This window comes from Streptomyces sp. NPDC096339 (genome assembly GCF_044762985.1).
Lineage (GTDB): Bacteria > Actinomycetota > Actinomycetes > Streptomycetales > Streptomycetaceae > Streptomyces.
Genome location: NZ_JBIWFI010000029.1, coordinates 87216 through 112545, shown reverse-complemented (window position 1 = coordinate 112545; position 25330 = coordinate 87216). Strand labels below are relative to the sequence as shown.

At 72.7% G+C, this 25330-nt stretch carries 25 protein-coding genes; 15 read left to right on the top strand and 10 right to left on the bottom strand.

Annotated features, from left to right (window positions below):
- Nucleotides 1-283 precede the first annotated feature (283 nt).
- Both ACIQ5Y_RS29370 and ACIQ5Y_RS29365 read left to right on the top strand, forming a co-directional pair.
- Nucleotides 284-1042 (top strand): class I SAM-dependent methyltransferase, encoded by a 759-nt coding sequence (locus tag ACIQ5Y_RS29370; RefSeq protein WP_403886924.1) that lies wholly within the window; start codon nt 284-286, stop codon nt 1040-1042.
- Between the two features lie 26 nt (nt 1043-1068).
- The gene (locus tag ACIQ5Y_RS29365) at nt 1069-1641 is read left to right on the top strand and encodes a Uma2 family endonuclease (protein WP_403886907.1); all 573 of its coding nucleotides are present in this window, start codon (nt 1069-1071) and stop codon (nt 1639-1641) included.
- Here the strand turns inward: ACIQ5Y_RS29365 and ACIQ5Y_RS29360 are convergent.
- Complete coding sequence (locus tag ACIQ5Y_RS29360; protein ID WP_403886905.1) at nt 1631-3301, bottom strand: FadD3 family acyl-CoA ligase; 1671 nt, start codon at nt 3299-3301, stop codon at nt 1631-1633. The genes ACIQ5Y_RS29365 and ACIQ5Y_RS29360 overlap by 11 nt on opposite strands.
- Nucleotides 3302-3406: 105 nt before the next feature.
- Between ACIQ5Y_RS29360 and ACIQ5Y_RS29355 the strand changes: the two genes are divergently transcribed.
- The 3 genes from ACIQ5Y_RS29355 to ACIQ5Y_RS29345 are packed head-to-tail and all read left to right on the top strand — an operon-like array spanning nt 3407 to nt 5818.
- On the top strand, nt 3407-4558 hold the full coding sequence (locus tag ACIQ5Y_RS29355) for a lipid-transfer protein (protein ID WP_403886902.1): 1152 nt from the start codon (nt 3407-3409) through the stop codon (nt 4556-4558).
- Between the two features lie 7 nt (nt 4559-4565).
- Nucleotides 4566-5045, top strand: coding sequence for a Zn-ribbon domain-containing OB-fold protein (locus ACIQ5Y_RS29350; protein WP_403886899.1), 480 nt, complete (start codon nt 4566-4568; stop codon nt 5043-5045).
- Nucleotides 5042-5818 (top strand): enoyl-CoA hydratase/isomerase family protein, encoded by a 777-nt coding sequence (locus tag ACIQ5Y_RS29345; protein ID WP_403886897.1) that lies wholly within the window; start codon nt 5042-5044, stop codon nt 5816-5818. Before ACIQ5Y_RS29350 ends, ACIQ5Y_RS29345 begins: the two co-directional genes overlap by 4 nt.
- Nucleotides 5819-5831: 13 nt before the next feature.
- On the opposite strand, the gene ACIQ5Y_RS29340 is transcribed toward ACIQ5Y_RS29345, so the two are convergent.
- Entirely contained in the window at nt 5832-6458 is a 627-nt protein-coding gene (locus ACIQ5Y_RS29340) for a hypothetical protein (RefSeq protein WP_403886894.1), read from the bottom strand.
- 165 nt (nt 6459-6623) lie between these two features.
- On the opposite strand from ACIQ5Y_RS29340, the gene ACIQ5Y_RS29335 reads away from it, so the two are divergent.
- The 3 genes from ACIQ5Y_RS29335 to ACIQ5Y_RS29325 are packed head-to-tail and all read left to right on the top strand — an operon-like array spanning nt 6624 to nt 7805.
- Nucleotides 6624-7199, top strand: a complete 576-nt coding sequence (locus ACIQ5Y_RS29335; RefSeq protein ID WP_403886891.1) for an NADPH-dependent FMN reductase — start codon at nt 6624-6626, stop codon at nt 7197-7199.
- The gene (locus ACIQ5Y_RS29330; RefSeq protein ID WP_403886888.1) at nt 7196-7522 is read left to right on the top strand and encodes a putative quinol monooxygenase; all 327 of its coding nucleotides are present in this window, start codon (nt 7196-7198) and stop codon (nt 7520-7522) included. The genes ACIQ5Y_RS29335 and ACIQ5Y_RS29330 overlap by 4 nt, the downstream gene beginning before the upstream one ends.
- Nucleotides 7523-7538: 16 nt before the next feature.
- Nucleotides 7539-7805, top strand: coding sequence for a hypothetical protein (locus ACIQ5Y_RS29325; RefSeq protein WP_403886885.1), 267 nt, complete (start codon nt 7539-7541; stop codon nt 7803-7805).
- Here the strand turns inward: ACIQ5Y_RS29325 and ACIQ5Y_RS29320 are convergent.
- Nucleotides 7795-8586 (bottom strand): alpha/beta fold hydrolase, encoded by a 792-nt coding sequence (locus ACIQ5Y_RS29320; RefSeq protein ID WP_403886882.1) that lies wholly within the window; start codon nt 8584-8586, stop codon nt 7795-7797. The genes ACIQ5Y_RS29325 and ACIQ5Y_RS29320 overlap by 11 nt on opposite strands.
- 154 nt (nt 8587-8740) lie before the next feature.
- On the opposite strand from ACIQ5Y_RS29320, the gene ACIQ5Y_RS29315 reads away from it, so the two are divergent.
- Complete coding sequence (locus tag ACIQ5Y_RS29315) at nt 8741-9595, top strand: helix-turn-helix transcriptional regulator (RefSeq protein WP_403886880.1); 855 nt, start codon at nt 8741-8743, stop codon at nt 9593-9595.
- A 114-nt stretch (nt 9596-9709) separates the two neighbouring features.
- Here the strand turns inward: ACIQ5Y_RS29315 and ACIQ5Y_RS29310 are convergent, their stop codons facing one another.
- The 3 genes from ACIQ5Y_RS29310 to ACIQ5Y_RS29300 form a co-directional block, all read right to left on the bottom strand.
- Complete coding sequence (locus ACIQ5Y_RS29310) at nt 9710-10204, bottom strand: peptidylprolyl isomerase (RefSeq protein ID WP_403886877.1); 495 nt, start codon at nt 10202-10204, stop codon at nt 9710-9712.
- 56 nt (nt 10205-10260) lie between these two features.
- Nucleotides 10261-12702 carry a PQQ-binding-like beta-propeller repeat protein gene (locus ACIQ5Y_RS29305; RefSeq protein ID WP_403886874.1) on the bottom strand — a complete coding sequence of 814 codons (2442 nt, stop codon included), beginning with the start codon at nt 12700-12702 and terminating at the stop codon, nt 10261-10263.
- 180 nt (nt 12703-12882) lie between these two features.
- A complete protein-coding gene (locus ACIQ5Y_RS29300; protein WP_403886871.1) occupies nt 12883-13683 on the bottom strand; it encodes a VOC family protein in 801 nt (266 codons plus the stop codon).
- A gap of 480 nt (nt 13684-14163) precedes the next feature.
- Here ACIQ5Y_RS29300 and ACIQ5Y_RS29295 point away from each other — a divergent pair, with 480 nt between their 5' ends.
- Nucleotides 14164-14811 (top strand): TetR family transcriptional regulator, encoded by a 648-nt coding sequence (locus ACIQ5Y_RS29295; RefSeq protein WP_376660656.1) that lies wholly within the window; start codon nt 14164-14166, stop codon nt 14809-14811.
- A gap of 63 nt (nt 14812-14874) precedes the next feature.
- Here ACIQ5Y_RS29295 and ACIQ5Y_RS29290 read toward each other — a convergent pair whose 3' ends face one another.
- A complete protein-coding gene (locus ACIQ5Y_RS29290; RefSeq protein WP_403886868.1) occupies nt 14875-15360 on the bottom strand; it encodes a nitroreductase family deazaflavin-dependent oxidoreductase in 486 nt (161 codons plus the stop codon).
- A complete protein-coding gene (locus tag ACIQ5Y_RS29285; protein ID WP_403886865.1) occupies nt 15360-16577 on the bottom strand; it encodes an acyl-CoA dehydrogenase family protein in 1218 nt (405 codons plus the stop codon). Before ACIQ5Y_RS29285 ends, ACIQ5Y_RS29290 begins: the two co-directional genes overlap by 1 nt.
- 162 nt (nt 16578-16739) lie before the next feature.
- Here ACIQ5Y_RS29285 and ACIQ5Y_RS29280 point away from each other — a divergent pair, with 162 nt between their 5' ends.
- From ACIQ5Y_RS29280 to ACIQ5Y_RS29270, 3 genes are all read left to right on the top strand, one after another.
- Entirely contained in the window at nt 16740-17945 is a 1206-nt protein-coding gene (locus tag ACIQ5Y_RS29280) for an acetyl-CoA acetyltransferase (RefSeq protein WP_403886862.1), read from the top strand.
- Nucleotides 17946-19258: 1313 nt separating this feature from the next.
- A complete protein-coding gene (locus ACIQ5Y_RS29275) occupies nt 19259-19963 on the top strand; it encodes a pyridoxal 5'-phosphate synthase (RefSeq protein WP_403886859.1) in 705 nt (234 codons plus the stop codon).
- A 9-nt stretch (nt 19964-19972) separates the two neighbouring features.
- Nucleotides 19973-20488 carry a hypothetical protein gene (locus tag ACIQ5Y_RS29270; protein WP_403886856.1) on the top strand — a complete coding sequence of 172 codons (516 nt, stop codon included), beginning with the start codon at nt 19973-19975 and terminating at the stop codon, nt 20486-20488.
- Between the two features lie 30 nt (nt 20489-20518).
- Here ACIQ5Y_RS29270 and ACIQ5Y_RS29265 read toward each other — a convergent pair whose 3' ends face one another.
- Nucleotides 20519-20935: a Zn-ribbon domain-containing OB-fold protein gene (locus tag ACIQ5Y_RS29265; protein ID WP_403886853.1), complete on the bottom strand. Its 417-nt coding sequence runs from the start codon at nt 20933-20935 to the stop codon at nt 20519-20521.
- On the bottom strand, nt 20932-21384 hold the full coding sequence (locus tag ACIQ5Y_RS29260; RefSeq protein WP_403886850.1) for a DoxX family membrane protein: 453 nt from the start codon (nt 21382-21384) through the stop codon (nt 20932-20934). Before ACIQ5Y_RS29260 ends, ACIQ5Y_RS29265 begins: the two co-directional genes overlap by 4 nt.
- A 333-nt stretch (nt 21385-21717) precedes the next feature.
- Between ACIQ5Y_RS29260 and ACIQ5Y_RS29255 the strand changes: the two genes are divergently transcribed.
- Nucleotides 21718-22902, top strand: a complete 1185-nt coding sequence (locus ACIQ5Y_RS29255; protein WP_403886847.1) for a flavin-containing monooxygenase — start codon at nt 21718-21720, stop codon at nt 22900-22902.
- A 190-nt stretch (nt 22903-23092) separates the two neighbouring features.
- Nucleotides 23093-25327, top strand: a complete 2235-nt coding sequence (locus ACIQ5Y_RS29250) for an acetate--CoA ligase family protein (protein WP_403886844.1) — start codon at nt 23093-23095, stop codon at nt 25325-25327.
- Nucleotides 25328-25330 lie beyond the last annotated feature (3 nt).

The window sequence follows — 25330 nt, the reverse complement described above, 5'->3', positions numbered from 1 at the left end:
CGGGGGGGCGGCGCGGGGGGGGGGGGGGGGCGGCCGGGGGGGGGGGGGGGGGGGGGGGGGGGGGGGCGCCCCCCCCCCCCCCCCCCCGCGTTTCCATGTCCGGGGCCTGTCCGGGGCCTGTCCGGGGCCTGTCCGGGCCATCGTGATCAGCCGCTGCGGAGCAGCCGTTGCACTTCCTCCGCAGGTGCACCGGCCCGGGAGGGCCGGCCGGTGGGCGGGCTCGGCCCTGACCGAAGGTCCCGAAATGCCCGCCGAGGGGCTCGCGATCACTACTCTGGGGACGGTGTTCTCCTCCCACGGGCCGAGCGTCCGCGAACTCGCCGCACAGGCCCTCACCTCGGTCGAGCGCGGCTACGACCTGCTCGCGCCGAAGTTCGACCACACCCCCTTCCGCACCCCGGACCGGATGCTGGACGCGGTGGAGGAGACCCTCGCCCAGCGGGAGGGGTCCTTCGGCGCCGGGCTGGACGTCTGCTGCGGCACGGGCGCGGCGATCGGCATGCTGCGGCGGCTGTGCCGGGGGCGGGTGACCGGGGTGGACGTGAGCGCGGGCATGCTCGCCGAGGCCTCCCGGGCGCACGCGGGCGAGCGCGTGGACTTCGTACGGGCCGACGCGCGGGCCCTGCCGCCCGCGCTCGAGGACTCGTACGACCTGGCCGTGAGCTTCGGCGCCTTCGGCCACTTCCTGCCGGCCGAGCGGCCCGCCCTGTTCTCCGGGGTGTACCGGGCGCTGCGCCCCGGCGGGGTCTTCGCCTTCCCGATCGGCGCGCCGATCCCGCCGCGCTCGCCGCTGTGGTGGGCGGTGGCGGGCTTCGACGCGGCGATGCGGGTGCGCAACGCGGTGTGGCGTCCGCCGTTCGTCATGTACTACCGGACCTTCCCGCCGAGCGGGGTCCGGGAGGACCTGCGGGCGGCCGGCTTCACGGTGGAGACGGCGCCGCTGGAGCACTTCGGCCGGCAGCCGGACGGCGCCCCGCATTGGCGGCTGGTACTGGCCCGCAAGCCGGGACGAGCGCCGGTCGGGGAGGCTTCCGACGAGTAGGCCGGCCCCGGACCCTGGAGGAGACCATGGAGGCCGAACTTCCCGAGTGGATGTATCCGCCCCGCGCGAGCGGATGGGAAGCGGACGACCTCGACCACCTGCCCGAGGCCCCCCGCCACACCGAACTCATCGAGGGTGCACTGATCTTCAGGGTGACCCCTCAGCGGCTCTGGCACTCACGCCTCGTGGGGAGCCTGGCGCTCGGCCTGCGGCAGGCAGCACCGGACGGCATCGATCTCGCACTGGAGATGACCGTCCGCCTCGACAAGAAGAGCCGCCCCGAGCCGGACATCCTGGCTGCGACGGTCGCCTACGACCCCGACCGCACCCGCTACCTCCCCGACGAGGTCGTCCTCGTGATCGAAGTGGTGTCCGAGGAATCGGCCGACCGCGACCGTTCCCTCAAGCCCTTCAAGTACGCCCAGGCCGGGATCCCCCACTTCTGGAGGGCCGAGGACGAAGAGGGCGAGCCCGTCGTGCACGTCTACGAGCTGGACACGGTCACGCGTACGTACGTCCCCACCGGGATCCACCGCGATCGGCTCAAGGTGTCGGTCCCGTTCCCCGTGGACATCGACCTGGGCGCCCTCACCCCTTGACCGAGCGGGTGCGCAGCTCCCGCTTGAGGACCTTGCCGCTCGCGTTGCGCGGCAGTTCGCCGACGAACTCCACCTCGCGCGGCACCTTGTAGTTGGCCATCTCCCGCCGCGACCAGGCGATCAGGTCGTCGGCGGTGAGGGTGGAGCCGGGGCGCCGCACGGCGTAGGCCTTGCCGACCTCGCCGAGGCGCGGGTCGGGGATCCCGACGACGGCGACGTCCGCGATGTCGGGGTGCAGGCCGAGGAGTTGCTCGATCTCGGCGGGGTAGGCGTTGAAGCCGCCGACGATGAACATGTCCTTGATCCGGTCGGTGATGCGCAGGTTGCCGTGCGCGTCCTTGAAGCCGACGTCGCCGGTGTGCAGCCAGCCCTCCGCGTCGATCGTCCTCGCCGTCTCCTCGGGATCCTCGAAGTACCCCTGCATGACGTTGTACCCGCGTACGAGGATCTCGCCGACCCGGCCGGCCGGCTGCGGCTGCCCGTCGGGGCCCGCGATCATCACCTCGGTGTCGGGGATGGCCCGTCCCGAGGTCTCGGCTATGACCTGCGCCGGGTCCCCCTGCCGGCACATCGTGACGATGCCGCTGGCCTCGGAGAGCCCGTACGCGGTCAGGACGGTGGCGATGCGCAGTTCGCTGCGGAGCCGTTCGACGAGCTGGAGCGGGACCACGGCCGCGCCGGTGACGACCAGGCGCAGGGCGGAGAGGTCGTGGTGGTCGCGCTGGGGGTGGTCGAGGAGCGACTGGTGCAGGGTGGGCGGCCCGGGGAGCACGGAGATCCGCTCGGCGGCGACGTTGGCGAGGACGGTGTCCACGTTGAAGACGGGCTGCGGGACCATCGTGGCGCCGCGCATCAGGCAGGCGATGATCCCCGCCTTGTAGCCGAAGGTGTGGAAGAACGGGTTCACGATCAGGTAGCGGTCGCCCTCGCGCAGTCCGGCGAGCTCGCTCCACACCTCGTAGCAGCGCAGGGACTGGCCGTGGGTGATGACGGCGCCCTTGGGGCTGCCGGTGGTGCCGGAGGTGAAGATGATGTCGGAGGGCGCGTCGGGGCGAATCGATTCCGCGCGCTCGCGGACCACCGCGGCCGGGACGGAGTCCCCGCCGGCGAGGAAGTCCTTCCAGGTGCGGAAGGACTCCGGCGCGTCCTCGGCGAGGACGACGACCTGCTCCAGGTGCGGAAGCCCGGGCAGCGGGCCGCCGCCGGGGCCCTCGGCGGCGGCGCGGCGCAGCGAGGCGACGTACGAGGTGCCGAGGAAGGTCCCGGTGATGAACAGCAGCTTCGCGCGGCTGCGCCGCAGGACGTACGCCGCTTCCGCGCCCTTGAAACGGGTGTTGAGCGGGACGAGCACGGCGCCGGCCGAGACGGCGCCGAGTGCGGAGACGATCCAGTCGAGGGTGTTGGGGGCCCAGACGGCGACCCGGTCGCCGGGTTCGACCCCGGCGGCCACGCAGGCGGCCGCGGCGCGCTCGACGCGCTCGCCGAGCTGCGCGTAGTCGATCCTGACGCGGCCGTCGACGACGGCCTCGCGGTGGGCGTACCGTACGGCTGCCGCCCGGACGAGCCCGGCGATGCTGCGCCGGCGCAGGTCTGCGCTCACGTCCTCGCGCCGGTCGCCGCGCAGGTCGCCGCGCCCGTCTTCGCGCCCCTCGTCGCCCATCCGTGCCACCCCTCCCCGAACCCAGTAGCTGACTATCCGTCAGATTAGCTGTAGCCTTCGCGGCTGTCAGCAGTACCGGTGCACCCCTCACCCACGGAGGTGGCGATGGCGGCAACGCTCAAGGACGCTACGGCGATAGTCGGCATCGGCCAGACGCCCTTTGCCAAACGACTGCCGCAGTCCGAGAAGGAACTGGCCTGCCGGGCCATCCTGGCGGCCCTCGACGACGCGGGCATCGACCCGTCCGAGGTGGACGCCTTCTCCTCGTACACCATGGAGGAGACCGACGAGGTCGAGGTCGCCAAGGCCATCGGCGCCGGCGACGTCACCTTCTTCTCCAAGATCGGCTACGGCGGCGGCGGTTCCTGCGCCACCGTCGGACACCTCGCCGCGGCCGTCGCCACCGGACAGGCCACCGTCGGCGTCGCCTGGCGCTCCCGCAAGCGCGGCTCGGGCCCCCGGCCCTGGAAGAACACCGCCGTCCAGCTACCCACCCCCGGCCAGTGGACCCGCCCCTTCGGGCTGCTGCGCCCGGCCGACGAGATCGGCATGCTGGCCCGCCGCTACATGCACGAGTACGGCGCCACCCGCGACCACCTCCTCAACGTGGCCATGGCCTGCCGCAACCGGGCCAACGAGAACCCGGCCGCGATGATGTACGAGCGCCCGCTGACCCGCGAGATGTACATGACCTCCCGCATGATCAGCGACCCGCTCTGCCTCTTCGACAACTGCCTGGAGACCGACGGCGCTCTCGCCTGCGTGATCGTCTCCGCCGAACGCGCCCGGGACTGCCGCCAAAAGCCCGTCTACGTGCACTCCGCCGCCCAGGGCCTGCCCTCGCAGCACCACGGCATGGTCAACTACTGGAACGAGGACCCGCTGAGCGGCCCCGCCTGGACGGCCGCCCGCCACCTGTGGAAGCAGGCCGACTTCGGGCCCCAGGACGTGGACGTCGCCCAGATCTACGACGCCTTCACCCCGCTGATCCCGCTCTCCCTGGAGGGCTACGGCTTCTGCGGGCGCGGCGAGGGCGCCGCCTTCACCGAGGGCGGGGCACTGGAGATCGGCGGCAGGCTTCCCATCAACACCGGGGGCGGCGGCCTGTCCGAGGCCTACGTACACGGCTTCAACCTGATCAACGAGGGCGTCAAGCAACTACGCGGCATCTCCACCGCCCAGGTGCCGGACGCCGCGACCTGCCTGGTGACGGCGGGCGAGGGTGTCCCGACGTCCGCGATCCTGCTGAGGAGCTGAGCCGGCCATGACCGCATCCATACCCACGACCGCACCCGCGTCCCCTCCCTCCGCCGAGGGCCTGCTGCTCCCCGTCCCCGACGAGGACGGCGCGCCCTTCTGGGAGTACGCCGCCCGGGGCGAGCTCCGCGTCCAGGCCTGCACGGCCTGCGGCGAGCTGCGCTTCCCGCCCCGCCCCTGCTGCCCGCACTGCCGGTCCTTCGACAGCGAGTGGCGCCTGATGAGCGGCCGGGGCCGGATCTGGTCCTACGTACTGCCGCACCCGCCGCTGCTGCCCGCGTACGCGGCGCAGGCCCCGTACAACGTGGTCCTCGTGGAGCTCGCCGACGCGCCCCGCATCCGGCTCGCCGGGAACCTGGTGACCGCCGCCGACGCGCCGCTCGACTCGATGGACCCGGCCAGGCTGCGCATCGGCGCGCGGGTACAGGTCACCTTCACGACCATCGACGGGATGGCCGTGCCGCGCTGGATCCTGGAGAAGTCTTGACGCTGCGGGTGGAGCGGGACAAGGCGACCGGGGTCGCGGTCGTCACCCTGGACCGGGAGCGCAGGCACAACGCGATCGACCTGGAGACGGCCGCCGAACTGACCGAGGTGTGGCGGGAGTTCCGCTTCGCCGAGGACGTGCGGGCGGTCGTGCTGACGGGCGCGGGGACGGCCGCCTTCTGCACGGGCATCGACCGGGGCGTGGAGGTGCCGCAGCCCGGTTCCCCGTACTCGGTCGACGATCCGCTGGCCGGTATCGGCCCGAAGGCGGGCGACCTGTGGAAGCCGGTGGTCGCCGCCGTCAACGGCATGGCCTGCGGTGGGGCGTTCTACCTGCTGGGCGAGTCGGAGTTCCTCATCGCGTCCTCCTCGGCGAGTTTCTTCGACCCGCACACCACCTACGGGATGGTCAGCGCCTACGAGGCCGTGTACATGGCGCAGCGCATGCCCTTCGGCGAGGCGGCCCGGATGTCCCTGATGGGTACGGCCGAAAGGCTCTCGGCGCGGCGTGCGTACGAGATCGGGCTCGTGTCGGAACTGGCCGAGCCCGGGGAACTCCTCCCGGCGGCCCTGCGCGCGGCGCAGACCCTGGCCGGCTACCCGACGGAGGCCGTGCAGGGCACCGTCCGGGCGCTGTGGTCGGCGAAGCAGGCCGCCCTCCAGCAGGCCCTGGCCCAGGCGCCGGCGCTGATCTCGCTGGGCAACCTGACGCCGGAACGGCAGGCGGAACTCTTCGGCTCCCGGCGCCCGGGGACGGAGTTCCGGCTGCGCTGAGCGGGCGCACCGGTCAGCGGGACGCGGTCGCCTTGGGCACGGCCTTGGCCGTGGCCTTGGGCGACACCTTCGGCGCGGCCTTGCCCGTGGGCGTGGCCGTGGCCGCGGGCATCACGCCGGCCCCTCCGGTGGTGCCCGCTCCCCTGACGGGGGCGTCGAGCCGACACTTCACGACGTGGGCGGCGCGCGAGGCGTCCTCGAGGGCGACGTCGACGGTGCGGGTCTCGTGAGCCTCCAGGGTCACCTTGACGACGCTCTGTTCGATGACCGCACCGGTCGCGTTCTCGCGGTAGAGGTTCACCGAGAAGGTCGCCCCGAGGTTGAGCGTCGAGGTGAACCTGATCGTCGTGACCGGCGAGGCGGCGCCGACGCAGGTGACCACCTCGGCGGTGGCCGGGGCGATGCTCGCACTGGGGGATGCGGTCGCCGCGGTGGTCGCGACGCTGACGCCGCCTCCGTCGTACGACTTCGTCTTGCCGCTCTTCGAGCTGGAACAGCCTCCGCCGCCACCGCTCTTGCTCTTGCTCTTGCCGGTGCCGCCACCGCTGCCGCTGCCGCTGCCGCCGTTCGAGGAGAAGCCGGTCAGCGCGAGCACCACCCCCACCAGCACCGCGGTGAATCTGATGCGACGTCCTGCCACCACCGGCCCGACCTCTTCCCCCTGTTGTCGGCGCGCCACGGTACCAGCATTCGCACATCCGTCCCATGAACAGAACAGTCCAGTTGCCAAACTGAACCGTTCTGTTTAGTCTTTGCGTTGTCGAGGTCACCACGACCACGCCGCTCAACGAGGGGGACGACCGTCATGTCCGAGTTCAAGATCCTTGCCATCTCCGGCAGCCTGCGCGCCGACTCGCACAACACCGCCCTGCTGCGCGCCGCGCGCAAGCACCAGCCCGGCGGCCTGGACATCGAGATCTACGACGGCCTGCGCGAGATCCCCCCGTACGACCAGGACCTCGACAACCCGCAGGACCGCCCGGCCGCCGTCGCCGAGCTGCGCCGGCGGATCGACGAGGCGGACGGGCTGCTGATCGCCACCCCGGAGTTCAACTACTCGATCCCGGGCACCCTGAAGAACGCGATCGACTGGGTCAGCACCGACTGGACGAAGCAGGAGGGCCTGCCCCTGCTGCGCAAGCCGGTCGCCATCCTCGGCGCCGCGCCCACCAACTTCGGTACGGTGCGCGCACAGCTGGCGCTGCGGCAGGTGTTCGTGTGGACGGACAGCGACGTCGTCGTCAAGCCCGAGGTTCAGGTGTTCCGCTCGCACGAGCGCTTCGACGAGGACGGCAACCTGACCGACGAGACCACCATCTCCCTGGTCCGGGACCTGCTCGGCGCCCTCAAGGCCAAGGCCGAGGCGGCGTCGGCGCGATGACCTCACCCCGGCAGACCCCGACCCCGGTCACGGCGGTCTCCCCCGTCACGGCGGTGGCCCGCCTCCAGGCCCTCCCGGGCCGGGAGGCGGAGGTCCGCGCCCAGGCCCTCGCCCTCGTCGCCCCCACCCGGGCCGAGCCCGGCAACCTCTCCTACCGCCCGTACGAGGACCCGGCCGCACCCGGCGCCTGGGCGATCGTGGAGGAATGGGCGGACGACGCCTCCTGGCAGGCCCACCTCGCCTCCCCCCACCTGGCCGACGCCCTGGCCCGCACGGCGGCGCTCCTGGCGGAGCCGCCGGTGGTGCGGGTGTTCACTGGCTGAACGGGACGCCGCGCCCGTGACCGCCGGCTCCCTGGATGCGGCGGGCGGACCGCTCACCGCCCGGATCACGCAGGCCCTCGCCGCGGTGGGGGTCCGGGTGGAGGGGGCCGAACTGCGGCTGTCCGTACCGCCCCCGCCCACCACGACCGCCTCCCTCACCCTCGCGGCCGGGCCGGGGGCCTGTGTCGGGCGCGCCGCCGGGGCGTACGACGCCTGCGTCGCGGACTTCACGCGGTTCACGCGGTTCACGCGGTTCACGCGGTTCACGCGGTTCACACGATGAAGTCGCTCACGAGCTTGACGAAGGTGTCCTCCTGCTCGAAGAGCATGACGTGGCCCGCGTCGATCTCGGCGTACGAGCTGTTCGCGATGGCGGCGTGCAGGGCGCGGCTGTGCTGGACCGGGACCGTGATGTCCTGGGTGCCGCCGATCACCAGGGTGGGGGCCTCGATGCGGGGCAGCAGCGGCCGGATGTCCACGCGCAGGTCGTAGGTGATGTGGCGAAGGGTGCCCGGGGTGGGCTGCATGTTGGGGATGAGGGCCTCGAACGCCTCGCGGCCGATGGCGTTCAGGAAGCCTCGGCTGAAGCCCGTCATCGCCACGGCGCGGCCGAAGGAGGCGGGGTCGGAGGTGCCCAGGTCCTGCCAGAGGGTGAAGAGGCTGCGCAGGTACTCGTCGCTGTCGGTGTGGGCCCAGCCGGCGACCAGGATCAGCCGTCGTACGAGGTCGGGGCGCAGGGCGGCGACGGTGGCGGCAACGGTGGAGCCCATGGAGAAGCCCAGCAGGTCGACCGGCCCGTCCGCCGCGTCCACCGCGTCCTCGATGACGGCGATGACCTGGGCGGCGAGGCCCTCGGCGGTGAGCGGGGCGCCGTCGTCCACGGTCGCCTCGGTGCCGGACAGGTCGGGGGTGATCACGGTGTGGTGCGGGGCGAACCGGGGCGCGGTCTGACCCCAGTTGAGGGCCGCGCCGGCCGATCCGGTGCCGTGGACCAGGACCAGGGCGGGGCCCGAGCCGGTCTTCTCGTAGTGGACCTGCGCGCCGTTGACGTCGACGATGGCCATGGAGTGCTCCCGGTGTCTGCGGTGGTGTCGGCCGGGGCGTTCTCGCTCCGGCCCGACCAACGGTGCCGCCGCCCGGAAGGGGCCGGGAGAGCCCTCCTTACCCTGGGATCGGCAGTCCCTGGTTGGGCACCTGACCGTCCGGCAGGATGACCGTATGAAGATCGACCGTGAGGCACTCGCCGATTTCCTGCGCCGCTCCCGCGAGCGGGTAAGGCCCCAGGACGCCGGGCTGCCGGTCGGCCCCCGACGGCGCACGCCGGGCCTGCGCCGCGAGGAGGTCGCCCAGTTGGCGGGCATGTCGGCCGACTACTACATCCGCCTCGAACAGGCCCGCGGCCCGCAGCCCTCGCCGGAGATGCTCGCCGCGCTGGCGCGGGCCCTGCGCCTGTCCGACGACGAACGCGACCACCTCCACCTCCTCGCCGGCCGCCGCCCGCCCGCCGCCCGGACCTCGGGCGACCACGTCGGCCCGGGACTGATGCACCTGCTGGACCAGCTCCCGGGCACGCCCGTGCAGGTGCTCGGCGACCTCGGTGACGTCCTGGCCCAGAACCCGATGGCCGAGGCACTGCTGGGCGGGGTGTGCACGGTGTCCGAGCACGGCCGCAACGTGGCCTGGCGCTGGTTCGCCGACCCGGCCGCCCAGCGCGCCGCGTACCCGCCGGAGGAGCACGAGTACTACAGCCGGCTGCACGTGGCCGACCTGCGGGCGGCCGTGGGCCGGCGCGCGGGCGACCCGGCCGCGGCGCGCCTGGTGGAGCGGCTGAAGGGGACCGGCGAGGAGTTCACCGCCCTGTGGGAGCTGCACGAGGTCTCCGTGCGCAGGGCGTCCCGCATGCGGGTGCTGCACCCGCTGATCGGGCCGGTCGAGCTGGACTGCCAGGTCCTGCTCGCGCCGGAGGGCGACCAGCGCGTGGTCCTGTACACCCCGCCCGTGGGCAGCGACACCGCCGAGCGCCTGGCGCTCCTCAAGGTGGTCGGCACCGGCCAGTTCACCCCGGCGGGCTGACGGCACACGGTCGGCGCCCCCGGAAACGCCCCCGGAAACGGCTCCGGAAACGGCTGCGGCCCCGGCCCCCGGTGAGGGGGCAGGGGCCGGCAGGCCGGTCTGGCCGGGTGTGGATCAGGCCTCGACGACGCCCGAAGCCGCGATCTCGATCTTGGCGCGGGTGGCGCCGGAGGGGGAGCCCAGCTTCTCGATCTGGTCCACGATCTCCGAGCCCTCGACGACCTCGCCGAAGACGACGTGCTTGCCGTCCAGCCACGGGGTCAGGACCGTGGTGATGAAGAACTGCGAGCCGTTGGTGTTGCGGCCGGCGTTCGCCATCGACAGCAGGTACTTGCGGTCGTGCTTCAGGTCGAAGTTCTCGTCGGCGAACTTCTCGCCGTAGATGGACTTGCCACCGGTGCCGTTGTGGTTGGTGAAGTCACCACCCTGCAGCATGAACTGCGGGATGACGCGGTGGAAGCCGGAGCCCGCGTAGCCGAAGCCGTTCTGGCCGGTGGCCAGCTCGCGGAAGTTGCGGGCCGTCTTCGGGACGACCTCGTCGAAGAGGTTGAAGACGATGCGGCCGGCGGGGGCGCCGTCGATGCTGATGTCGAAGTAAACGTTGCTCATGGGGTCCATCCTGTCACTCCCGGTGCCGTGCGCTACCCGGCGGGGCCGGAAGCCCGTCATGCGGACGTACGCGTACCCGTCCCCTTCGCCGCGTCCAGGGCGTACACGCAGCGGTCCTTGCTGCACGCGTAGACCACGCCCGCCTCGGCCACCGGGGCGCCCGTGATCTCGCCTCCCGTGGCCAGCTTCCAGCGGAGCTGGCCGCCCGCCGCGTCCAGGGTGTACAGGCAGTGGTCGGCCGAACCGAAGTGCACCCGGCCGTCGGCGACCGCCGGCATGCCCGTGATCTCGCCGCCCGCCGCGAACCGCCACTTCGGGGTGCCGGTGACCGCGTCGAGCGTGTACAGCGCGCTGCCCGCACCCAGGTGGATGTTCCCGGCCTCGACCACGACCGGATCGGTGGACGAGCGCGCCTCCGTCGCGATGCGCCAGCGGTCCTGACCGGTCACCGCGTCCAGGGCGTACACCGTGCCGAGGTAGTCGACGAGGTACACCCCGCCGCCCGTGACCGCCGCGCCCGGCGCGAACGCCGGAGGCGCCAGGAAGACCGCGGGGGCCTCGAAGTGCCAGCGGACCCGGCCCGAGGCCCGGTCCACGGACAGCACGCGGGTGCCGGCCGCCACGTAGACGTTGCCGTCGGGGCCGGGCGTGACCCGCACCGGGACGTTGCCGCAGGAGCCGGCGTCGCCCACCGGGTACGACCAGGACTCGCGGCCGCTGCGGGCGTCCAGCGCCCGCAGCCGGGCGTCCTGCCACACGTACACGGTGCCGTCGTGCAGGACGGGCGCCGCCTCCGGGGTCTCGAAGTCGGTCTGGGCGCCGCTCAGCTGCCACAGCTGCTGCCCGCTGGAGGCCTCCCAGCCCTGTACGCCGCCACCGCGCGTGGCGGTGACGACCGTGCCCCGCTCGGCGCGCACGGCGTACGCCCAGGCCTCGGTGGACAGCCGCCACCGCTCCGAGCCGTCCTTGGCGTCGAGCGCGTAGAGCGAGGGCCCGTCGGAGGCGTGGATGCGGCCACCGTCGACGGCCATGGCCCAGGCCACGTCCCGGGTCTTGAACTGGCGCCGGCCGCTCGCAACGTCCAGGGCGTGCACCTCGAAGGAGGTGACGTAGAGCAGGTCGCCCGCGACGGTCGGGGTGCCCCAGACCTCGTTCGACATGCGGAAGCGCCACGGCCGCCAGCGCCCGCTGTCCGGGGCCGCGCTCGGGGTCGGTACGACGACGCCCGAGGGCGCGGCCGCCGCCGAACCGCCCGGCGGGCGGACCCAGCCGGTCGCGGAGTCCGCGGCCGAGGCGTGCGTGGCCGGGGCCGAGGCGGTCGCCCGCGGCCCGGGCCCGATCGGCACCGGGGAGCCGCCGAGACGGACGGGCTCGCCCGAGGACACCGGGTTCATCGGCGGGCGGTCCGGGCGCTGCGGCAGGGCCTGCCCGGTGCGCGGGTCCACCCACGAGTCGGCGCCGCGCGGGCGGCGGTGCGTGGCTTCGTCGGAACGCGCGCCGGAACCGGCACCGGGGCGCGGGTCCCCACCCGGCCGCGGGTCCGCACCGGGCCGGCGGTCCGGTGCGGGGCGCGGCGGGTTCAGGGAGGTGGTCGGAGCCGTACGGTTCCCCGCCCGCCGGGCCTCGATCATCGCGACCGCGCGCCCGGGCAGCCACGCCGAGGCGGTGCCGCTCTCGTCGTCGCCCTCGAAGAGGTGCGGGGCGAGCTGCGCCTGCAGGTCGGCGGGGGTCGGGCGCTGCGTGGCGTCCATCTGCATGCAGGAGTCGATCAGCGGCCGCAGCTCGTCGGGGAGGCCCTCCAGGTTCGGGCCCTCGCGCAGCAGCATGAACACCGTCTCCACCGGGTTCGCCCCGTGGTAGGGCGGGTGCCCGGTGGCGGCGAAGACGAGGGTGGAGCCGAGGGAGAAGACGTCGCTGGCGCCCTTGACGCTGCGCGAGTCCTTCGCCTGCTCCGGCGACATGTAGGCGGGGGTGCCGACGGCGACGTTCGTCATGGTCAGGCGGGTGTTGGAGACCCCGCTGGCGATCCCGAAGTCGATCACGCGCGGGCCGTCCTCGACGACGAGCACGTTGGACGGCTTCAGGTCGCGGTGGACCAGGCCGGCCCCGTGGATGGACTGCAGCGCCTCGGCGATGCCGGCCGCGAGCCACCGTACGGCCTGGGCGGGCATGGGCCCGCACTCGTTGACGATCTCCTCCAGGGAGGGCGCCGGCACGTACGCGGTGGCCAGCCACGGCACGGCGGCCCGCGGGTCGGCGTCGACCACGGCCGCGGTGTAGAAACCGGACACGGCGCGCGCCGCCTCGACCTCGCGGGTGAACCGCACGCGGAAGAGCTGGTCCTCTGCCAGCTCGGTGCGCACCGTCTTGATCGCGACGCGCCGTCCGGACGCCGACCGTGCGAGATAGACCAGCCCCATGCCGCCGGCGCCGAGCCGTCCCAGCACCTCGAAGGGGCCGATCCGTCTCGGGTCGTGCTGCGTCAGCTGCTCCACCACTCGCCCCTTCACATCCCCGTACGGACCCACGCTCCGGGCCCGCTTCCACCGGTACGGGGCCGTGCCCCGTGCAGCGTCTCACTCCGGGCGCCGCCCGGGTCGCGCAACCCCGATTCTGTCAGGCCCGCGCCTGGTCCGGCCCCTGCACGGCGTGCCGGGCGGGGTGGGATGGCCCACTCGTCACGAACCCAGTCGCGTCCGGGGTTCCGAGAGGAGCCCGAAGACCGCCCCCTGATTGTCGGCGACGACGGCGATGCGGCCGTACGGGGTGTCGACGGGATCGGCGGTGATCCGGCCGCCGAGGCGCTGGACGGTCGCGACGGACTGGTCGCAGTCGGGGACGGCGAAGTACGCGAGGAAGTGCGCGGGCATGATGTCCGGGAACGCGTCGGTGATCAGGCTGCGGCCCAGCACGGCGGTGTCGCTGCCGGGCGCCTTGCCGGGCGGGGACCAGACGCGGTACTCGATGCCGGCCTCGTCGTCGTTCTGGTCCTCCGGGACGTAGCCGAAGACCTTGGCGTAGAAGACGTCGACGGCGTCGCGGGCCCGGGTGTAGACCTCGCTCCAGCAATACGTGTACGGCTCGTTCTGGGCCTCGAAGCCGTGGTGGGTGCCGGGCTGCCAGAGGCCGAAGACGGCCCCGCCGGGGTCGGCGGCCATCGCGGCGGTCCCGTACGGGCCCACGGGCATCGGGTCCATGACCATGTGGCCGCCGGCGGCCCGGATGCGCTGGGCGCAGGCGTAGGCGTCGGTGGTGTAGAGGTAGATCCCCCATACGGTGGGCATCCGGCCGTCGGGCTTGGGGGCGAGTGCGGCGACGTTGCGGCCGCGGCTGTAGGCCTGGGTGTAGTGGCCGTACTCGGCTCCCGCGCTGTCGCCGAAAGTCCACCCGAAGAGCTCACCGTAGAAGCGCTTGCCCGCCTCGACGTCCGGAAGCGAGGCGTCGACCCAGCAGGGTGCGCCTTCCGCGAATGCGGCCATGAGCCCGGTTCCTTCCGTTGTGCGGGGGTGCGTTCGGTCCCACCTCTCCCACCTGTCCCACTTCTCAAGGCCATGATCCGCCCGAAAACTTGTCCACAGCCTGTTGATAAGACTATTCGGGGGAAACACAGAGCAACCGGGCGACCCACCGGATGACTCACCGGAACCTGCCGACGACCTGCCGGAGGCGCTGCCGCAAGGCCTGCCGGAGCACCAGCCGGAGGCGCTGCCGCAAGGCCTGCCGGAGCACCGGCCGGAGCAGCTGCCGGAGGCCGGCCCGGGAACCCACCCGGGAACTCGCCCGGGAACCCGTCAGGGAACCCGTCAGGAGACCCGCCCGGGGGCCCACCGGAATTCATCCCCGGCGGGAATCCACCGCCAAAGCCTCTCAAATCCGCTTTCCGGCCAGGCCAGGGACCCCATAACCCCATTTGCAGGCGGCCGAATAGCGCGCCGATCACCCCTCGGTAAGCTGACGGCATGACAGGACAAGTACGCACCGTCGACGGGCGTGTCGCCGGCCGGCGCGGCCAAGCGACGCGGCAGAAGCTGCTCGACTGCCTCAGCGAGATGCTCAGCTCCTCGCCGTACCGCGACGTCAAAGTGATCGATGTCGCCCGCAAGGCCGGTACCTCCCCCGCGACCTTCTACCAGTACTTCCCGGACGTCGAAGGCGCCGTCCTGGAGATCGCCGAGCAAATGGCGACCGAAGGCGCGCAGTTGACCTCACTGGTCGAGGGCCGCACCTGGGTCGGCAAATCCGGTTGGGCTGCCGCCGAGGAGCTCGTCGAGGGCTTCCTGGACTTCTGGCGGCGCAACGACGCGATCCTGCGGGTCGTCGACCTCGGCGCGGCCGAGGGCGACAAGCGCTTCTACAAGATCCGCATGAAGATCCTCAACTCCGTCACCAACTCCCTGACGGAGTCGGTCAAGGAGCTCCAGGCCAAGGGCAAGGTCGACAAGGACGTCAGCCCCGCCGCGATGGCCGGTTCCCTGGTCGCGATGCTGGCCGCGGTCGCCTCGCACCAGAAGGGCTTCCAGACCTGGGGCGTCAAGCAGGCCGAACTCAAGCCGAACCTGGCCCTGCTGGTCCACCTCGGCATCACCGGCAAGAAGCCGACCAAGTGACGGCGGGCCCTGCGAGAGGGTCCGCCGCCCCGGCCGCGCTCTGACCGTGCCGCCCGCCTGAGATCAGCGACGCTCCAGGCGGAACAGCCGGATCTCGCGCTCGATGCGCGCCTGGTACGTCGCGTACGGCGGCCAGAACTTCAACACCGCCTGCCACGCCGCCGCGCGCTCCTCCCCCTCCAGCAGCCGGGCCCGTACGGCGATGTCCTGGCCGCGCCAGCTCACGTCCGCGTCCGGGTGCTTGATCAGGTTCCCGGTCCACGCCGGGTGGCCGGGCCGGCCGAAGTTGGACCCGATCAGCACCCAGCTGACCCCGTCGGCTTCCGGCATGCAGGCGAGGGGGGTCGTGCGGGGTTCGCCGGTCTTGGCGCCCTTGGCGGTGAGGATCACGCCCGGCAGCATCTGGGCGCTGAGCATCACCTTGCCGCGGGTGAGCTTGTGCACGGCCTTGTCCATGGCCGGGATGAAGTGCGGTGCGATCTTGGCGAACAGCATGGTCGAGGAGACCTTCTGCATCACCTTGACGCCGAGAGCCATAGCCGTAGCCATCAGACGGCCACCTTTCCGGGGTGGGGGGTGAACAGCTCCGCACGGTCCGCGGCGTACGCCCGCAGCCTGTGGACGGGGCCGAACAGCAGCTCGTCGGCCGCCGCCCGCTTGAAGTACAGGTGCGCGTCGTGCTCCCAGGTGAAGCCGATGCCGCCGTGGAGCTGGATGGCCTCGCCGGCGGTCACCCGCAGGGTCTCCAGCGCCTGGGCGAGGGCGAGGGCGCCCTGTTCCGGGTCCCAGGCCGCGTAGTAGGCCGCCGAGCGGGCCGCCTGCACGCGTACGTAGAGGTCGGCGAGCCGGTGCTTGACCGCCTGGAAGGATCCGACGGCCCGGCCGAACTGCTCGCGCTGCCGCACGTAGTCCACGGTGCGGGCGAGCGCCTGCCCCGCCGCGCCGACCGCCTCGGCGGCGAGCACGGCGGAGGCGGTACGGCCCGTGGCGGCGAGGGCGGCGAGCACCTCGGATCCGTCGCCGCCGCCGAGGTCGCCGGGTTCACCGAAGTCGCCGAGCAACTCGGCCGACACCTCGCGCAGTTGGATCCTGGCCTGCGGGCGGGTCTCGTCCAGGGTGGTCTGCCGCGACCGTACGAGGCCGGGCGCGTCCTGCCGTACGAGAAACAGCAGCGTGCGGCTGCGCGCGAACCCTCCGGCGTGCGCGGCGACCAGCAGCAGGCCCGCACTGTGCCCGTCGAGCACCTGGGGCACCTCCCCGTAGAGCCGCCAGCCGGCTCCGTCCTCCGCGGCGCGGGCCTGGACCCCACCCGCACGGCCGCCGCCGGACCACGGCCCGGCCGCGTTGTCGCCGGTCAGCGCGAGCGCGGTGGCCAGGGCCGGGCCGGGGACGGCGAGGGCGGCGGTGAGGGTGCCGGCCGCCAGCGGCGGCAGCAGCGCCGAGCGCTGGGCGGGCGTACCGAGGGTGGCGATCAGCGGCGTGCACAGCGCGGCCGTGGCCAGCAGCGGGGAGGGCAGCAGGGCCCGCCCCGTCTCTTCGCAGGCCAGGGCCAGGTCGGCGGGGGTGCAGCCGACCCCGCCGTACTCCTCGGCGACGGCGATGCCGGGCAGCCCGAGCTGCTGGGCGAGCTGCTGCCACAGCTCACGGTCGTACCCCTCGGCGGTGCGGACGGCGGCCTTGACCTCGTCGGGGCCGCAGCGTTTGCCCAGGATCTCGCGCAGGGTACGGCGTATCTCGTCCTGCTCCGCGGTGAAGGCGGCATCCATCGTCGGGCTCCTCCCGGGGGCACCTCCCAGCGGCCGCTGGGGGCGTATCTGACGGGCCGTCATATTAGGACGGGCGACGACGGATGCACAGGGGGCGGGAGCCGCGTGTTGGGCCGGCGGCAGCTCTAGAAACTGACACTACGTCAGATGTACCTTCCCTTCATGCCTGGACTCACACCTGGACCCGAATCCCGTCCCGGATCCCGCCCCCGCCGCAGGGTCGCCGTGGTCGGCGTCGCCCTCTCGGACTGCGGCCGGGTGGACGGCCCGACCCCGTACGCCCTCCACGCGCAGGCGGCCCGCCGCGCCCTGGCCGACTCGGGGCTCGACCGCTCCGTCATCGACGGCTTCGCCTCGGCCGGCCTCGGCACGCTCGCCCCGGTGGAGGTCGCCGAGTACCTGGGCCTGCGCCCCACCTGGGTCGACTCCACCTCCGTGGGCGGCTCCACCTGGGAGGTCATGGCGGCCCACGCGGCGGACGCGATCGCCGCGGGACACGCCAACGCCGTGCTGCTGGTCTACGGATCCACGGCCCGGGCCGACATCAAGGCGCGCCGCCGGACCTCGAACCTCTCCTTCGGGGCGCGGGGACCGCTGCAGTTCGAGGTCCCGTACGGCCACACGCTGATCTCCAAGTACGCCATGGCCGCCCGCCGCCACATGCACGAGTACGGGACCACGCTCGAACAACTCGCCTCGGTGGCGGTGCAGGCCCGGGCGAACGCGGCCACCAACCCGGACGCGATGTTCCGCGAGCCGCTGACCGTCGACGAGGTCCTGTCCTCCGAGATGATCGCGGACCCCTTCACGAAGCTGAACTGCTGCATCCGCTCGGACGGCGGCTGCGCGGTGCTCCTGGCCGCCGAGGACTACGTTCCGGACACCGCCAAGACCCCCGTCTGGATCCTGGGCTCCGGCACCTCCGTCTCCCACACCACCATGTCGGAGTGGGAGGACTTCACGGTCTCCCCGGCGGCCGTCTCCGGCCGCCTCGCCTTCGAGCGGGCGGGCCTCACTCCGGCCGACGTGGACCTCGCGGAGATCTACGACGCCTTCACCTACATGACGCTGGTGACCCTGGAGGACCTCGGCTTCTGCGCCAAGGGCGAAGGCGGCGCCTTCGTGGAGAAGGGCCGCCTGCTGCGGGACGGGGAACTCCCGGTCAACACGGACGGCGGCGGCCTCTCCGCCTGCCACCCGGGCATGCGCGGCCTCTTCCTGCTGGTCGAAGCGGTCCGCCAACTCCGCGGCGAAGCGGGCGCGGGCCAGGTCACCAAGCGCGGCGGCCACCTCCCGGAGGTGGCGGTCGCCTCCGGAACGGGCGGCTGGTTCTGCTCGTCGGGGACGGTGGTGCTGGGGCGGGGGTGAGGTGGGGGGTGCCTCACTGTTCCGGGGCCTGGACCGTGCGGGGTGCGGGGCGGGGAGCCCCGGAGGCGTGGAGGATGAACAGCGGGTCGGGACCTGGGTTTGGCGGTGCCCCGGTCGGTCGGGAGTCAGTGAGGGTTGGGGGTTTCCCGTCAGTCCCATCGTCCTTCCGCTTCGGGCCGGCCTGTCAAGGGCGCTCCTCCTTCGTCGTCGCGTCGCTGCGCGACGGCCTTCGGCCGCCCTTGACAGACCGTCCCGCCACGGAAAGACAAGGACTGCCGGGAACCCCCCAAAGGAACGGGCCGGGCCAGAGATTCCAAAACGGGCCCACAGCAACGCCCGACCAGGCTCCCGCCCAGCGGGCCCCACCTCGGGCCCCCCACCCCGCCCTCCGGGCCGCACAGGCGGCCACACCCCTCCAAAGGTCGACCACAAGAGCCTGAGCGGGAGGAAGGGCGCATCAAATCGCTACGCGCTCCTCACGTCTCGGCGTCTGCGACCCGCCAGGGGCTGGTCACGCACCAGATCGCTACGCGCTCCTCCCTGACGGCGCCCACGGCCTCTTCGGGCTGGTCATAAGCCGCCCACGATCGCTACGCGCTTCTCGACGACCGCGACTGACCCCCGTCCGGGGCTGATACTCGCTGTGACCCGAAGGCAGCCCGAAATGGCCGCCGTCCGGCTCCTGCTCTCCTCTCGACAGCCGTCGGACGCCGTCATGGAGGACGATTCAAGGGTGTAGGCGGCTTATGTCCAGCCCACGGCAGCCGTCGGACGCCGTCAAAGAGGAGCGCGTAGCGATCTGGGGCGTGACCAGCCCCAGACGGTCGTCAGACGCCGTCGTCGAGGAGCGCGTAGCGATTTGTGGCGCCCTTCCTCCCGCTCAGGCTCTTGTGGTGGGGGTTTCGGGGGGTGTGGCCGCCTGCCCGGCCCGGCCGGTGCTCTGGAGGGGCCGAGGAGGGGTGAGTCCTCGACCGGGTCGGGCATTTCTGTCGGCCCGTCTTGGGATCTCTGGCCCGGCCCGTTCCTTTGGGGGGTTCCCGGCAGTCCTTGTCTTTCCGTGGCGGGACGGTCTGTCAAGGGTCGCCGAAGGCGATCGCGCAGCGACGCGACGACGAAGGAGGAGCGCCCTTGACAGGCCGGCCCGACGCGGAAGGACGATGGGACTGACGGGAAACCCCCAACCCTCACTGACTCCCGACCGGCCGGGGCACCGCCACCACACGTCCCGGCCGACTGTTCCCCTCCGCCCCGCCCAGGCTCCCCGCCCCCGCAAATCGATCTGGATCGCGAGCGGGCCCACGTAGCCTGGCCGTATGACGAGCGAGAGCAGCGGGACGAGCGAGACCAGCGGAACGACGACCGCCGACGAGTTCCGCGAGACGCTGCACTCCCTGCGCGTGTGGGACTCCCCGCTCCCCGGGTTCGACACCTCCGCCGCGCCCGACGAGCCGCTGCCGTTGTTCCGGGAGTGGTTCGTGGCGGCCGCCAAGGCGGGCCAGCCCGAGCCGCACACCATGAGCCTGGCCACCGTGGACGCGCAGGGGCGGCCCGACGTACGGACGCTGATGCTGCACGACGCCGACGCGCGGGGCTGGCACTTCGCCTCGCACGCCACCAGTGCCAAGGGGCGGCAGCTGGCCGGGCAGCCGGAGGCGGCGCTCGGGTTCTACTGGCCGGCCGTGGCGCGGCAGGTGCGGATCCGGGGCCGGGTGACGGCGTGCGGGCCGCAGGAGAGTCGGGCGGACCTGTCGGTGCGCTCGCGCGGGGCCCTCGCCGCCGCGCTCACGGGGCGGCAGAGCGAGGTGCTCGGTTCCGTGGAGGAGCTGGCGCGGGTGGCGCAGGCCGCGTGGGAGCGGGCCGGGGCCGAGCCGGACGCGCCGGCTCCGACGTGGACGCGGTACGTACTCGACCCGGCCGAGGTGGAGTTCTTCCAGGGCGACGCCGCGCGCAGGCACGTCCGGCTGCGGTATCGGCGTACGGTCGCGGGTCTCTGGGAGCGCGAACTGCTCTGGCCGTAGGGTGATTTCGTGGAAATCGGTTCGGTGGTCATTGCGGTGGTGGGCGTAGCGGGGACCCTGGGGGGCGCGATCCTCACCCAGCGCGGCTCCGAGCGTGTCAAACGCCGGGAAATAGAACTCCTGCGCGGCCACGAGGAGATGCGCGAGCAGCTCGTACTGCGGCGCACCTGTTACGTGGAACTCAACCGGGACGCCCGCCAGTTCACCACCGCGCTCAACAAGCACCTGCACGTCATGCGGGAGCGCACCGTGGAGGACGCCGACCGCGTGGCACTCGACGAGGCCCGCGACGCCCAGCGTGACCGGTACTCCGAGGCGCAGATGATCGCCCCCGACACGGTGCTCGCCCCGGCGAGCGAGGCCAACCAGGCCCTCAGCCGGCTCTACGGCCAGGTCAAGCGCCTCGAACGCGGCGAGCCCGGGCCGGGCGAGTCGATGGAGAGCGCGGCCCGGGACCAGCACCGGGTGTGGGACCACCTCCGCGCCATGCGGCACGCCATGCGCGAGGACCTCGGCGTGGAGTGAGTGCGGCGACGGACCGGAGCCGCGCCCCCGTCAGGCCGACGGGCGGAACACCGGTACCGCCAGGCCCTCCGCCGCCTCGCGGAAGGTGACGGTCAGAGGCATCCCGATGCGCAGGTCCGCCGCCTCGCAGTCCACCACCTCGGTCATCATCCGGGGGCCCTCCGCCAGGTCGACCACCGCCGCCGTGTACGGGACGCGGGTACCGAAGGGCGGCAGGTCGTTGCGGTGGATCACCGACCAGGTGTAGAGGGTCGCGCCGCCGCTCGCCGCCTCCCAGGAGACGCGGTCCTCGCCGGCCCAGCAGAACGGGCAGAACTCGCGCGGGTAGTGGTGCGCCCGCCCGCAGTCGGCGCAGCGCCGCAGCAGGAGGCGGCCTTCCGCGGCCGCGTCCCAGTAGGGCCGGGTGAAGTCGTCCGCCTCGGGGAGGTCGTACCGCACGGTGTTCATACGAAGAGTCCGATCGCCGCGTCGAGGGACCATGTCTGCCAGGCCATGGCGAAGAGGGCGACGAGCGAGATGAGCGCCATCATCGCGTTCTGCCCCTGCTCGGCCCAGTCGTGGATCATCAGCACCAGGTAGAGCAGGTTGAGCAGCAGCCCGCCGACCAGCGCGATCGGCGTGAGGAAGCCGAGTACGAGACCGAGCCCGAGGGCCAGCTCCGCGTAGACGACGATGTACGCCATCAGCTTGGGGCGCGGCGCGACGACCGACTCGAAGCCGCCCTTCACGAAGGCCCAGCGGTGCTTGCCCGCGACGTCGGCGGCCCAGGCGATGCCGGTGCCGCGTTCGAACCAGCCCTTCTTGTCCTTGTGCCGCCAGCTCTCCAGCCACCACAGGCCGAGGCCTATCCGGAGCACGGCGAGCCATTCGGCGCCGCTGAGCCAGATGGTCTGCATCGCAGCTCCCACCCCTCGATTGATCTGACGGTACGTCAGTTCAGCGGATCCGGAGCGATCACGCAAGGGCCCGGCCGGGTCGAAGGCGCGCCGAGGCCGCACCGGAACCCGGACGAGGCCGCACCGAGGCCGCACCGGAACCCGGGCGAGGCGGCGCCAAGGCCGTACCGGGCCCGGCCTGGGGTCACCCCCCACACCGCCCCCGTACCGCCCCCCTACCGCCCCGAACCGGCCGGGGCGCGTCGCCGCGTCAAACGGCCCGTAACCGATCCGCAATCGATTCCCTCCCTGTCCGCGACCCATCAACGCTGCGTGGCGATACGCTCACACCTCATGCCCGCAGTCCCCACAGCACCCGACATGACCACCCAGCCCCGCCCCGTGTACGTCATCGGGGGCGGTCCCGGCGGGCTCGCCGCCGCCGCCGCGCTGCGGGCCCGCGGGGTGCGCGCCGTGGTCGTCGAGAAGTCCGACGAGGTCGGCGCCTCGTGGCGCCGCCACTACGAGCGGCTCCACCTGCACACCACGCGCCGGCTCTCCGCCCTCCCCGGCCTGGCCATGCCGCGCCGCTTCGGACGCTGGGTCTCCCGCGACAACGTGGTGCGCTACCTGGAGAAGTACGCCGAGTTCCACGAGTTGGAGATCGTCACCGGTGTCGAGGTGACCCGCATCGAGCGGGCGGCCGACCCGGACGGCAACGACGACGGCTTCACCCTGCACGCCACCGGCGGCCGGGTGCTGGCGGCCTCGGCCGTGGTCGTCGCCACCGGGTACAACCACACGCCCGCGCTCCCCGACTGGCCGGGCCGGGACTCGTACACCGGCGAGCTGCTGCACGCCGCCGACTACCGCAACGCCGTGCCGTACGCGGGCCGGGACGTGCTGGTCGTCGGCGTGGGCAACACCGGCGCCGAGATAGCCGTGGACCTCGTCGAGGGCGGGGCCGGGCGGGTGCGGCTCGCCGTGCGCACCGTCCCGCACATCGTGCGCCGCTCCACCGCCGGCTGGCCGGCCCAGCGCACGGGGATCCTCGTACGACGGCTGCCGGTGCGGCTCGTGGACCGGCTGGGCCGGCTCACCGCCAAGGCGTCCGTCCCCGACCTGTCGGCGTACGGACTTCCGCGCCCCGACACCGGCCTGTACAGCAGGGTCAAGGAGGGGGCGATCCCGGTCCAGGACGTCGGCCTGATCGACGCCGTCCGGGGCGGCCGGGTCGAGCCGGTGGCCGCCGTCGACTCCTTCGACGGCGACGGCGTGGTCCTGGCGGACGGCACGCGGATCGGCCCGGACGCGGTGATCGCGGCCACCGGGTACCGGCGCGCCCTGGAGGGCCTGGTCGGGCACCTCGACGTCCTGGACGAGCGCGGACGCCCCCTCGCGCACGGCGCCCGCACGCCGGCGCAGGTGCCGGGCCTGTACTTCACGGGCTTCTCCAACCCCATCAGCGGGATGTTCCGGGAGATGGCCCTGGACGCGGAGCGGATCGCGAAGGCGGTGCAGCGCCTCCTCGGTTCCTAGGCCGGCCGTCCGGCGGAGACCGAAAAGGGGTCTGGACCTTCCCCGAAGCGGTCTGCGACCGTTCCACACATCACCTCCACCACCTTTCCTGCGCAGCCCTGTTCCTGACGGCGCGTCAGTTCAGTAATCTGACTACGCGTCAGTTATTTGAGGTTCCATCGATGTTCATCGAGCAGGAGCGGGCGGAACGATGCTTGGATCTACTCACGGCACCCTCACCACCGACTTCCGCGCACGTGTCGAGGCCTGCGGGGAGTCCCCCAGAACGGCCGTCCACTCGACGGCCGCGCCGTCCGCCGAGGACACGGCCGCGGTGGACGTCAGCGGACGGCCGCTGCACGCCGACGTGCCCGACCTGGACCGGTTCTTCCGGCCCGAGTCCGTGGCCGTCGTCGGCGCCTCCGACGCCGAGGGCAAACCGAACACCGGTATCACCCGCCAGCTGATCGCGTGGGCGGAGCGCGTGGGCGCCCGGATCCATCCCGTGCACCCGACCCGCACCACCGTCTTCGGACTGCCCTGCCACGCCTCCGTGGCCGACCTGCCCGAACAGGTGGACCTCGCCGTCCTCCTGGTCGGCGACCCCCTCCCCGTCATCGAGGAACTCGCCGAGACGAAGGTCAAGTTCGCCGTCGCCTTCGCCTCCGGCTTCGCCGAGACCGGCGACGCGGGCGCGGCCGCCCAGGACCGCCTGGCCGCCGCCGTCCAGCGCTCGGGCCTGCGCCTCCTCGGCCCCAACACCAACCTCAACGCCTTCGAGAGGTTCCGCGACGACCTCGACGGACCGGCGATCGCGCTGATCACCCAGTCCGGCCACCAGGGCCGGCCCGTCTACACCCTCCAGGAGCTCGGCATCCGCCTCTCCCACTGGGCGCCGACGGGCAACGAGGCGGACCTCGAAACCGCCGACTTCATCTCGTACTTCGCCGAGCAGCCCGAGGTCGGCGCCATCGCCTGTTACGTCGAGGGGCTCAAGGACGGCCGCTCCTTCCTCCTGGCCGCCGACCGGGCCGCGCGCAACGGGGTCCCCGTCGTCGCCGTCAAGGTCGGCCGCACCGAGACCGGCGCCCGTATGGCCGCCTCCCACACCGGGAAGCTGACCGGCGCGGACACCGTCGTGGACGCCGCCATGCGCCAGTTCGGCGTCATCCGGGTGGACGGCCTGGACGAGCTCCAGGACACGGCCGCCCTCCTCGCCCGGGCCCGGAAGCCGAAGGCCGACGGCGTCGTCGTGTACTCCATCTCCGGCGGCACCGGAGCCCACTTCTCGGACCTGGCCACGGAGGCGGGCCTCTCGCTCCCCACCCTCTCCCAGGCCAAGCAGGACGAGCTCCACCAGTGGATCCCGGAGTACCTGAACGTCGCCAACCCCGTCGACAACGGCGGCCACCCGGTCGGCGACTGGCGCGGCCGCAAGATCATCGATGCGATCCTGGCCGACCCCTCCGTCGGCGTCCTGATCTGCCCGATCACCGGCCCCTTCCCCCCGATGAGCGACAGGCTCGCCCAGGACCTGGTGGACGCCGCCGAGGCCACGGACAAGCTGATCTGCGTGATCTGGGGCTCCCCCGTCGGCACCGAGGAGGCCTACCGCACCACCCTCCTGGGCTCCTCCCGCGTGGCCACCTTCCGTACGTTCGGCAACTGCATCACCGCCGTACGGGCCTACCTCGGCCACCACCGCTTCACCGCCGGGTACCGCTCCCCCTTCGAGGACGCCCCGCGGACCCCGTCCCCCTCCTACCGCAAGGCGCAGGCCCTCATGCGCCCGGGCCAGCAGCTCAGCGAGCACGCGGCGAAGCAGCTGCTGCGGGCGTACGGGATACGGGTCCCGCGCGAGCAGCTCGTGACGAGCGCGGCGGCGGCGGTCAGGGCGGCGGGCCTGGTCGGCTATCCCGTGGTCATGAAGGCCTCGGGGCCGCAGCTTGCCCACAAGACGGAACTGGGACTGGTCAAGATCGGCCTCACCTCGGCGAGCCAGATCCGCGACGCGTACCGCGAGCTCACGGACATCGCGCGTTACGAGAACGTCCCGCTGGACGGCATCCTGGTCTGCCAGATGGTGGAGCGGGGCGTGGAGATGGTCGTGGGCGTCACCCAGGACGAACTCTTCGGCCCGACCGTCACCGTCGGGCTCGGCGGGGTACTCGTCGAGGTCCTGCGGGACGCGGCGGTCCGCGTGCCGCCGTTCGGCGAGGACCAGGCGCGGGCGATGCTCGGCGAACTGCGCGGGCACGCGCTGCTGGAGGGGGTGCGGGGGGCGCCGCCGGCGGATGTGGACGCACTGGTGGAGGTCGTCCTCCGCATCCAGCGGATGGCCCTGGAACTGGGCGACGAGCTCTCCGAGCTGGACATCAACCCCCTGATGGTCCTCCCCCGGGGCCAGGGGGCGGTGGCGCTGGACGCCCTTGCCATCTGTCGTTAGCCG

Bases quoted from the DNA above. Each gene is read 5' to 3' on its own strand.
- ACIQ5Y_RS29360 (WP_403886905.1), bottom strand. From the start codon at position 3,301: ATGGGCGACGAGGGGCGCGAAGACGGGCGCGGCGACCTGCGCGGCGAC.
- ACIQ5Y_RS29310 (WP_403886877.1), bottom strand. From the start codon at position 10,204: ATGAGCAACGTTTACTTCGACATCAGCATCGACGGCGCCCCCGCCGGC.
- ACIQ5Y_RS29290 (WP_403886868.1), bottom strand. From the start codon at position 15,360: ATGGCTACGGCTATGGCTCTCGGCGTCAAGGTGATGCAGAAGGTCTCC.
- ACIQ5Y_RS29355 (WP_403886902.1), top strand. From the start codon at position 3,407: ATGGCGGCAACGCTCAAGGACGCTACGGCGATAGTCGGCATCGGCCAG.
- ACIQ5Y_RS29250 (WP_403886844.1), top strand. From the start codon at position 23,093: ATGCTTGGATCTACTCACGGCACCCTCACCACCGACTTCCGCGCACGT.
- ACIQ5Y_RS29320 (WP_403886882.1), bottom strand. From the start codon at position 8,586: ATGGCCATCGTCGACGTCAACGGCGCGCAGGTCCACTACGAGAAGACC.
- ACIQ5Y_RS29295 (WP_376660656.1), top strand. From the start codon at position 14,164: ATGACAGGACAAGTACGCACCGTCGACGGGCGTGTCGCCGGCCGGCGC.
- ACIQ5Y_RS29330 (WP_403886888.1), top strand. From the start codon at position 7,196: ATGACCTCACCCCGGCAGACCCCGACCCCGGTCACGGCGGTCTCCCCC.
- ACIQ5Y_RS29260 (WP_403886850.1), bottom strand. From the start codon at position 21,384: ATGCAGACCATCTGGCTCAGCGGCGCCGAATGGCTCGCCGTGCTCCGG.
- ACIQ5Y_RS29275 (WP_403886859.1), top strand. From the start codon at position 19,259: ATGACGAGCGAGAGCAGCGGGACGAGCGAGACCAGCGGAACGACGACC.
- ACIQ5Y_RS29300 (WP_403886871.1), bottom strand. From the start codon at position 13,683: ATGGCCGCATTCGCGGAAGGCGCACCCTGCTGGGTCGACGCCTCGCTT.
- ACIQ5Y_RS29285 (WP_403886865.1), bottom strand. From the start codon at position 16,577: ATGGATGCCGCCTTCACCGCGGAGCAGGACGAGATACGCCGTACCCTG.
- ACIQ5Y_RS29335 (WP_403886891.1), top strand. From the start codon at position 6,624: ATGTCCGAGTTCAAGATCCTTGCCATCTCCGGCAGCCTGCGCGCCGAC.
- ACIQ5Y_RS29365 (WP_403886907.1), top strand. From the start codon at position 1,069: ATGGAGGCCGAACTTCCCGAGTGGATGTATCCGCCCCGCGCGAGCGGA.
- ACIQ5Y_RS29255 (WP_403886847.1), top strand. From the start codon at position 21,718: ATGCCCGCAGTCCCCACAGCACCCGACATGACCACCCAGCCCCGCCCC.
- ACIQ5Y_RS29280 (WP_403886862.1), top strand. From the start codon at position 16,740: ATGCCTGGACTCACACCTGGACCCGAATCCCGTCCCGGATCCCGCCCC.
- ACIQ5Y_RS29265 (WP_403886853.1), bottom strand. From the start codon at position 20,935: ATGAACACCGTGCGGTACGACCTCCCCGAGGCGGACGACTTCACCCGG.
- ACIQ5Y_RS29315 (WP_403886880.1), top strand. From the start codon at position 8,741: ATGAAGATCGACCGTGAGGCACTCGCCGATTTCCTGCGCCGCTCCCGC.
- ACIQ5Y_RS29350 (WP_403886899.1), top strand. From the start codon at position 4,566: ATGACCGCATCCATACCCACGACCGCACCCGCGTCCCCTCCCTCCGCC.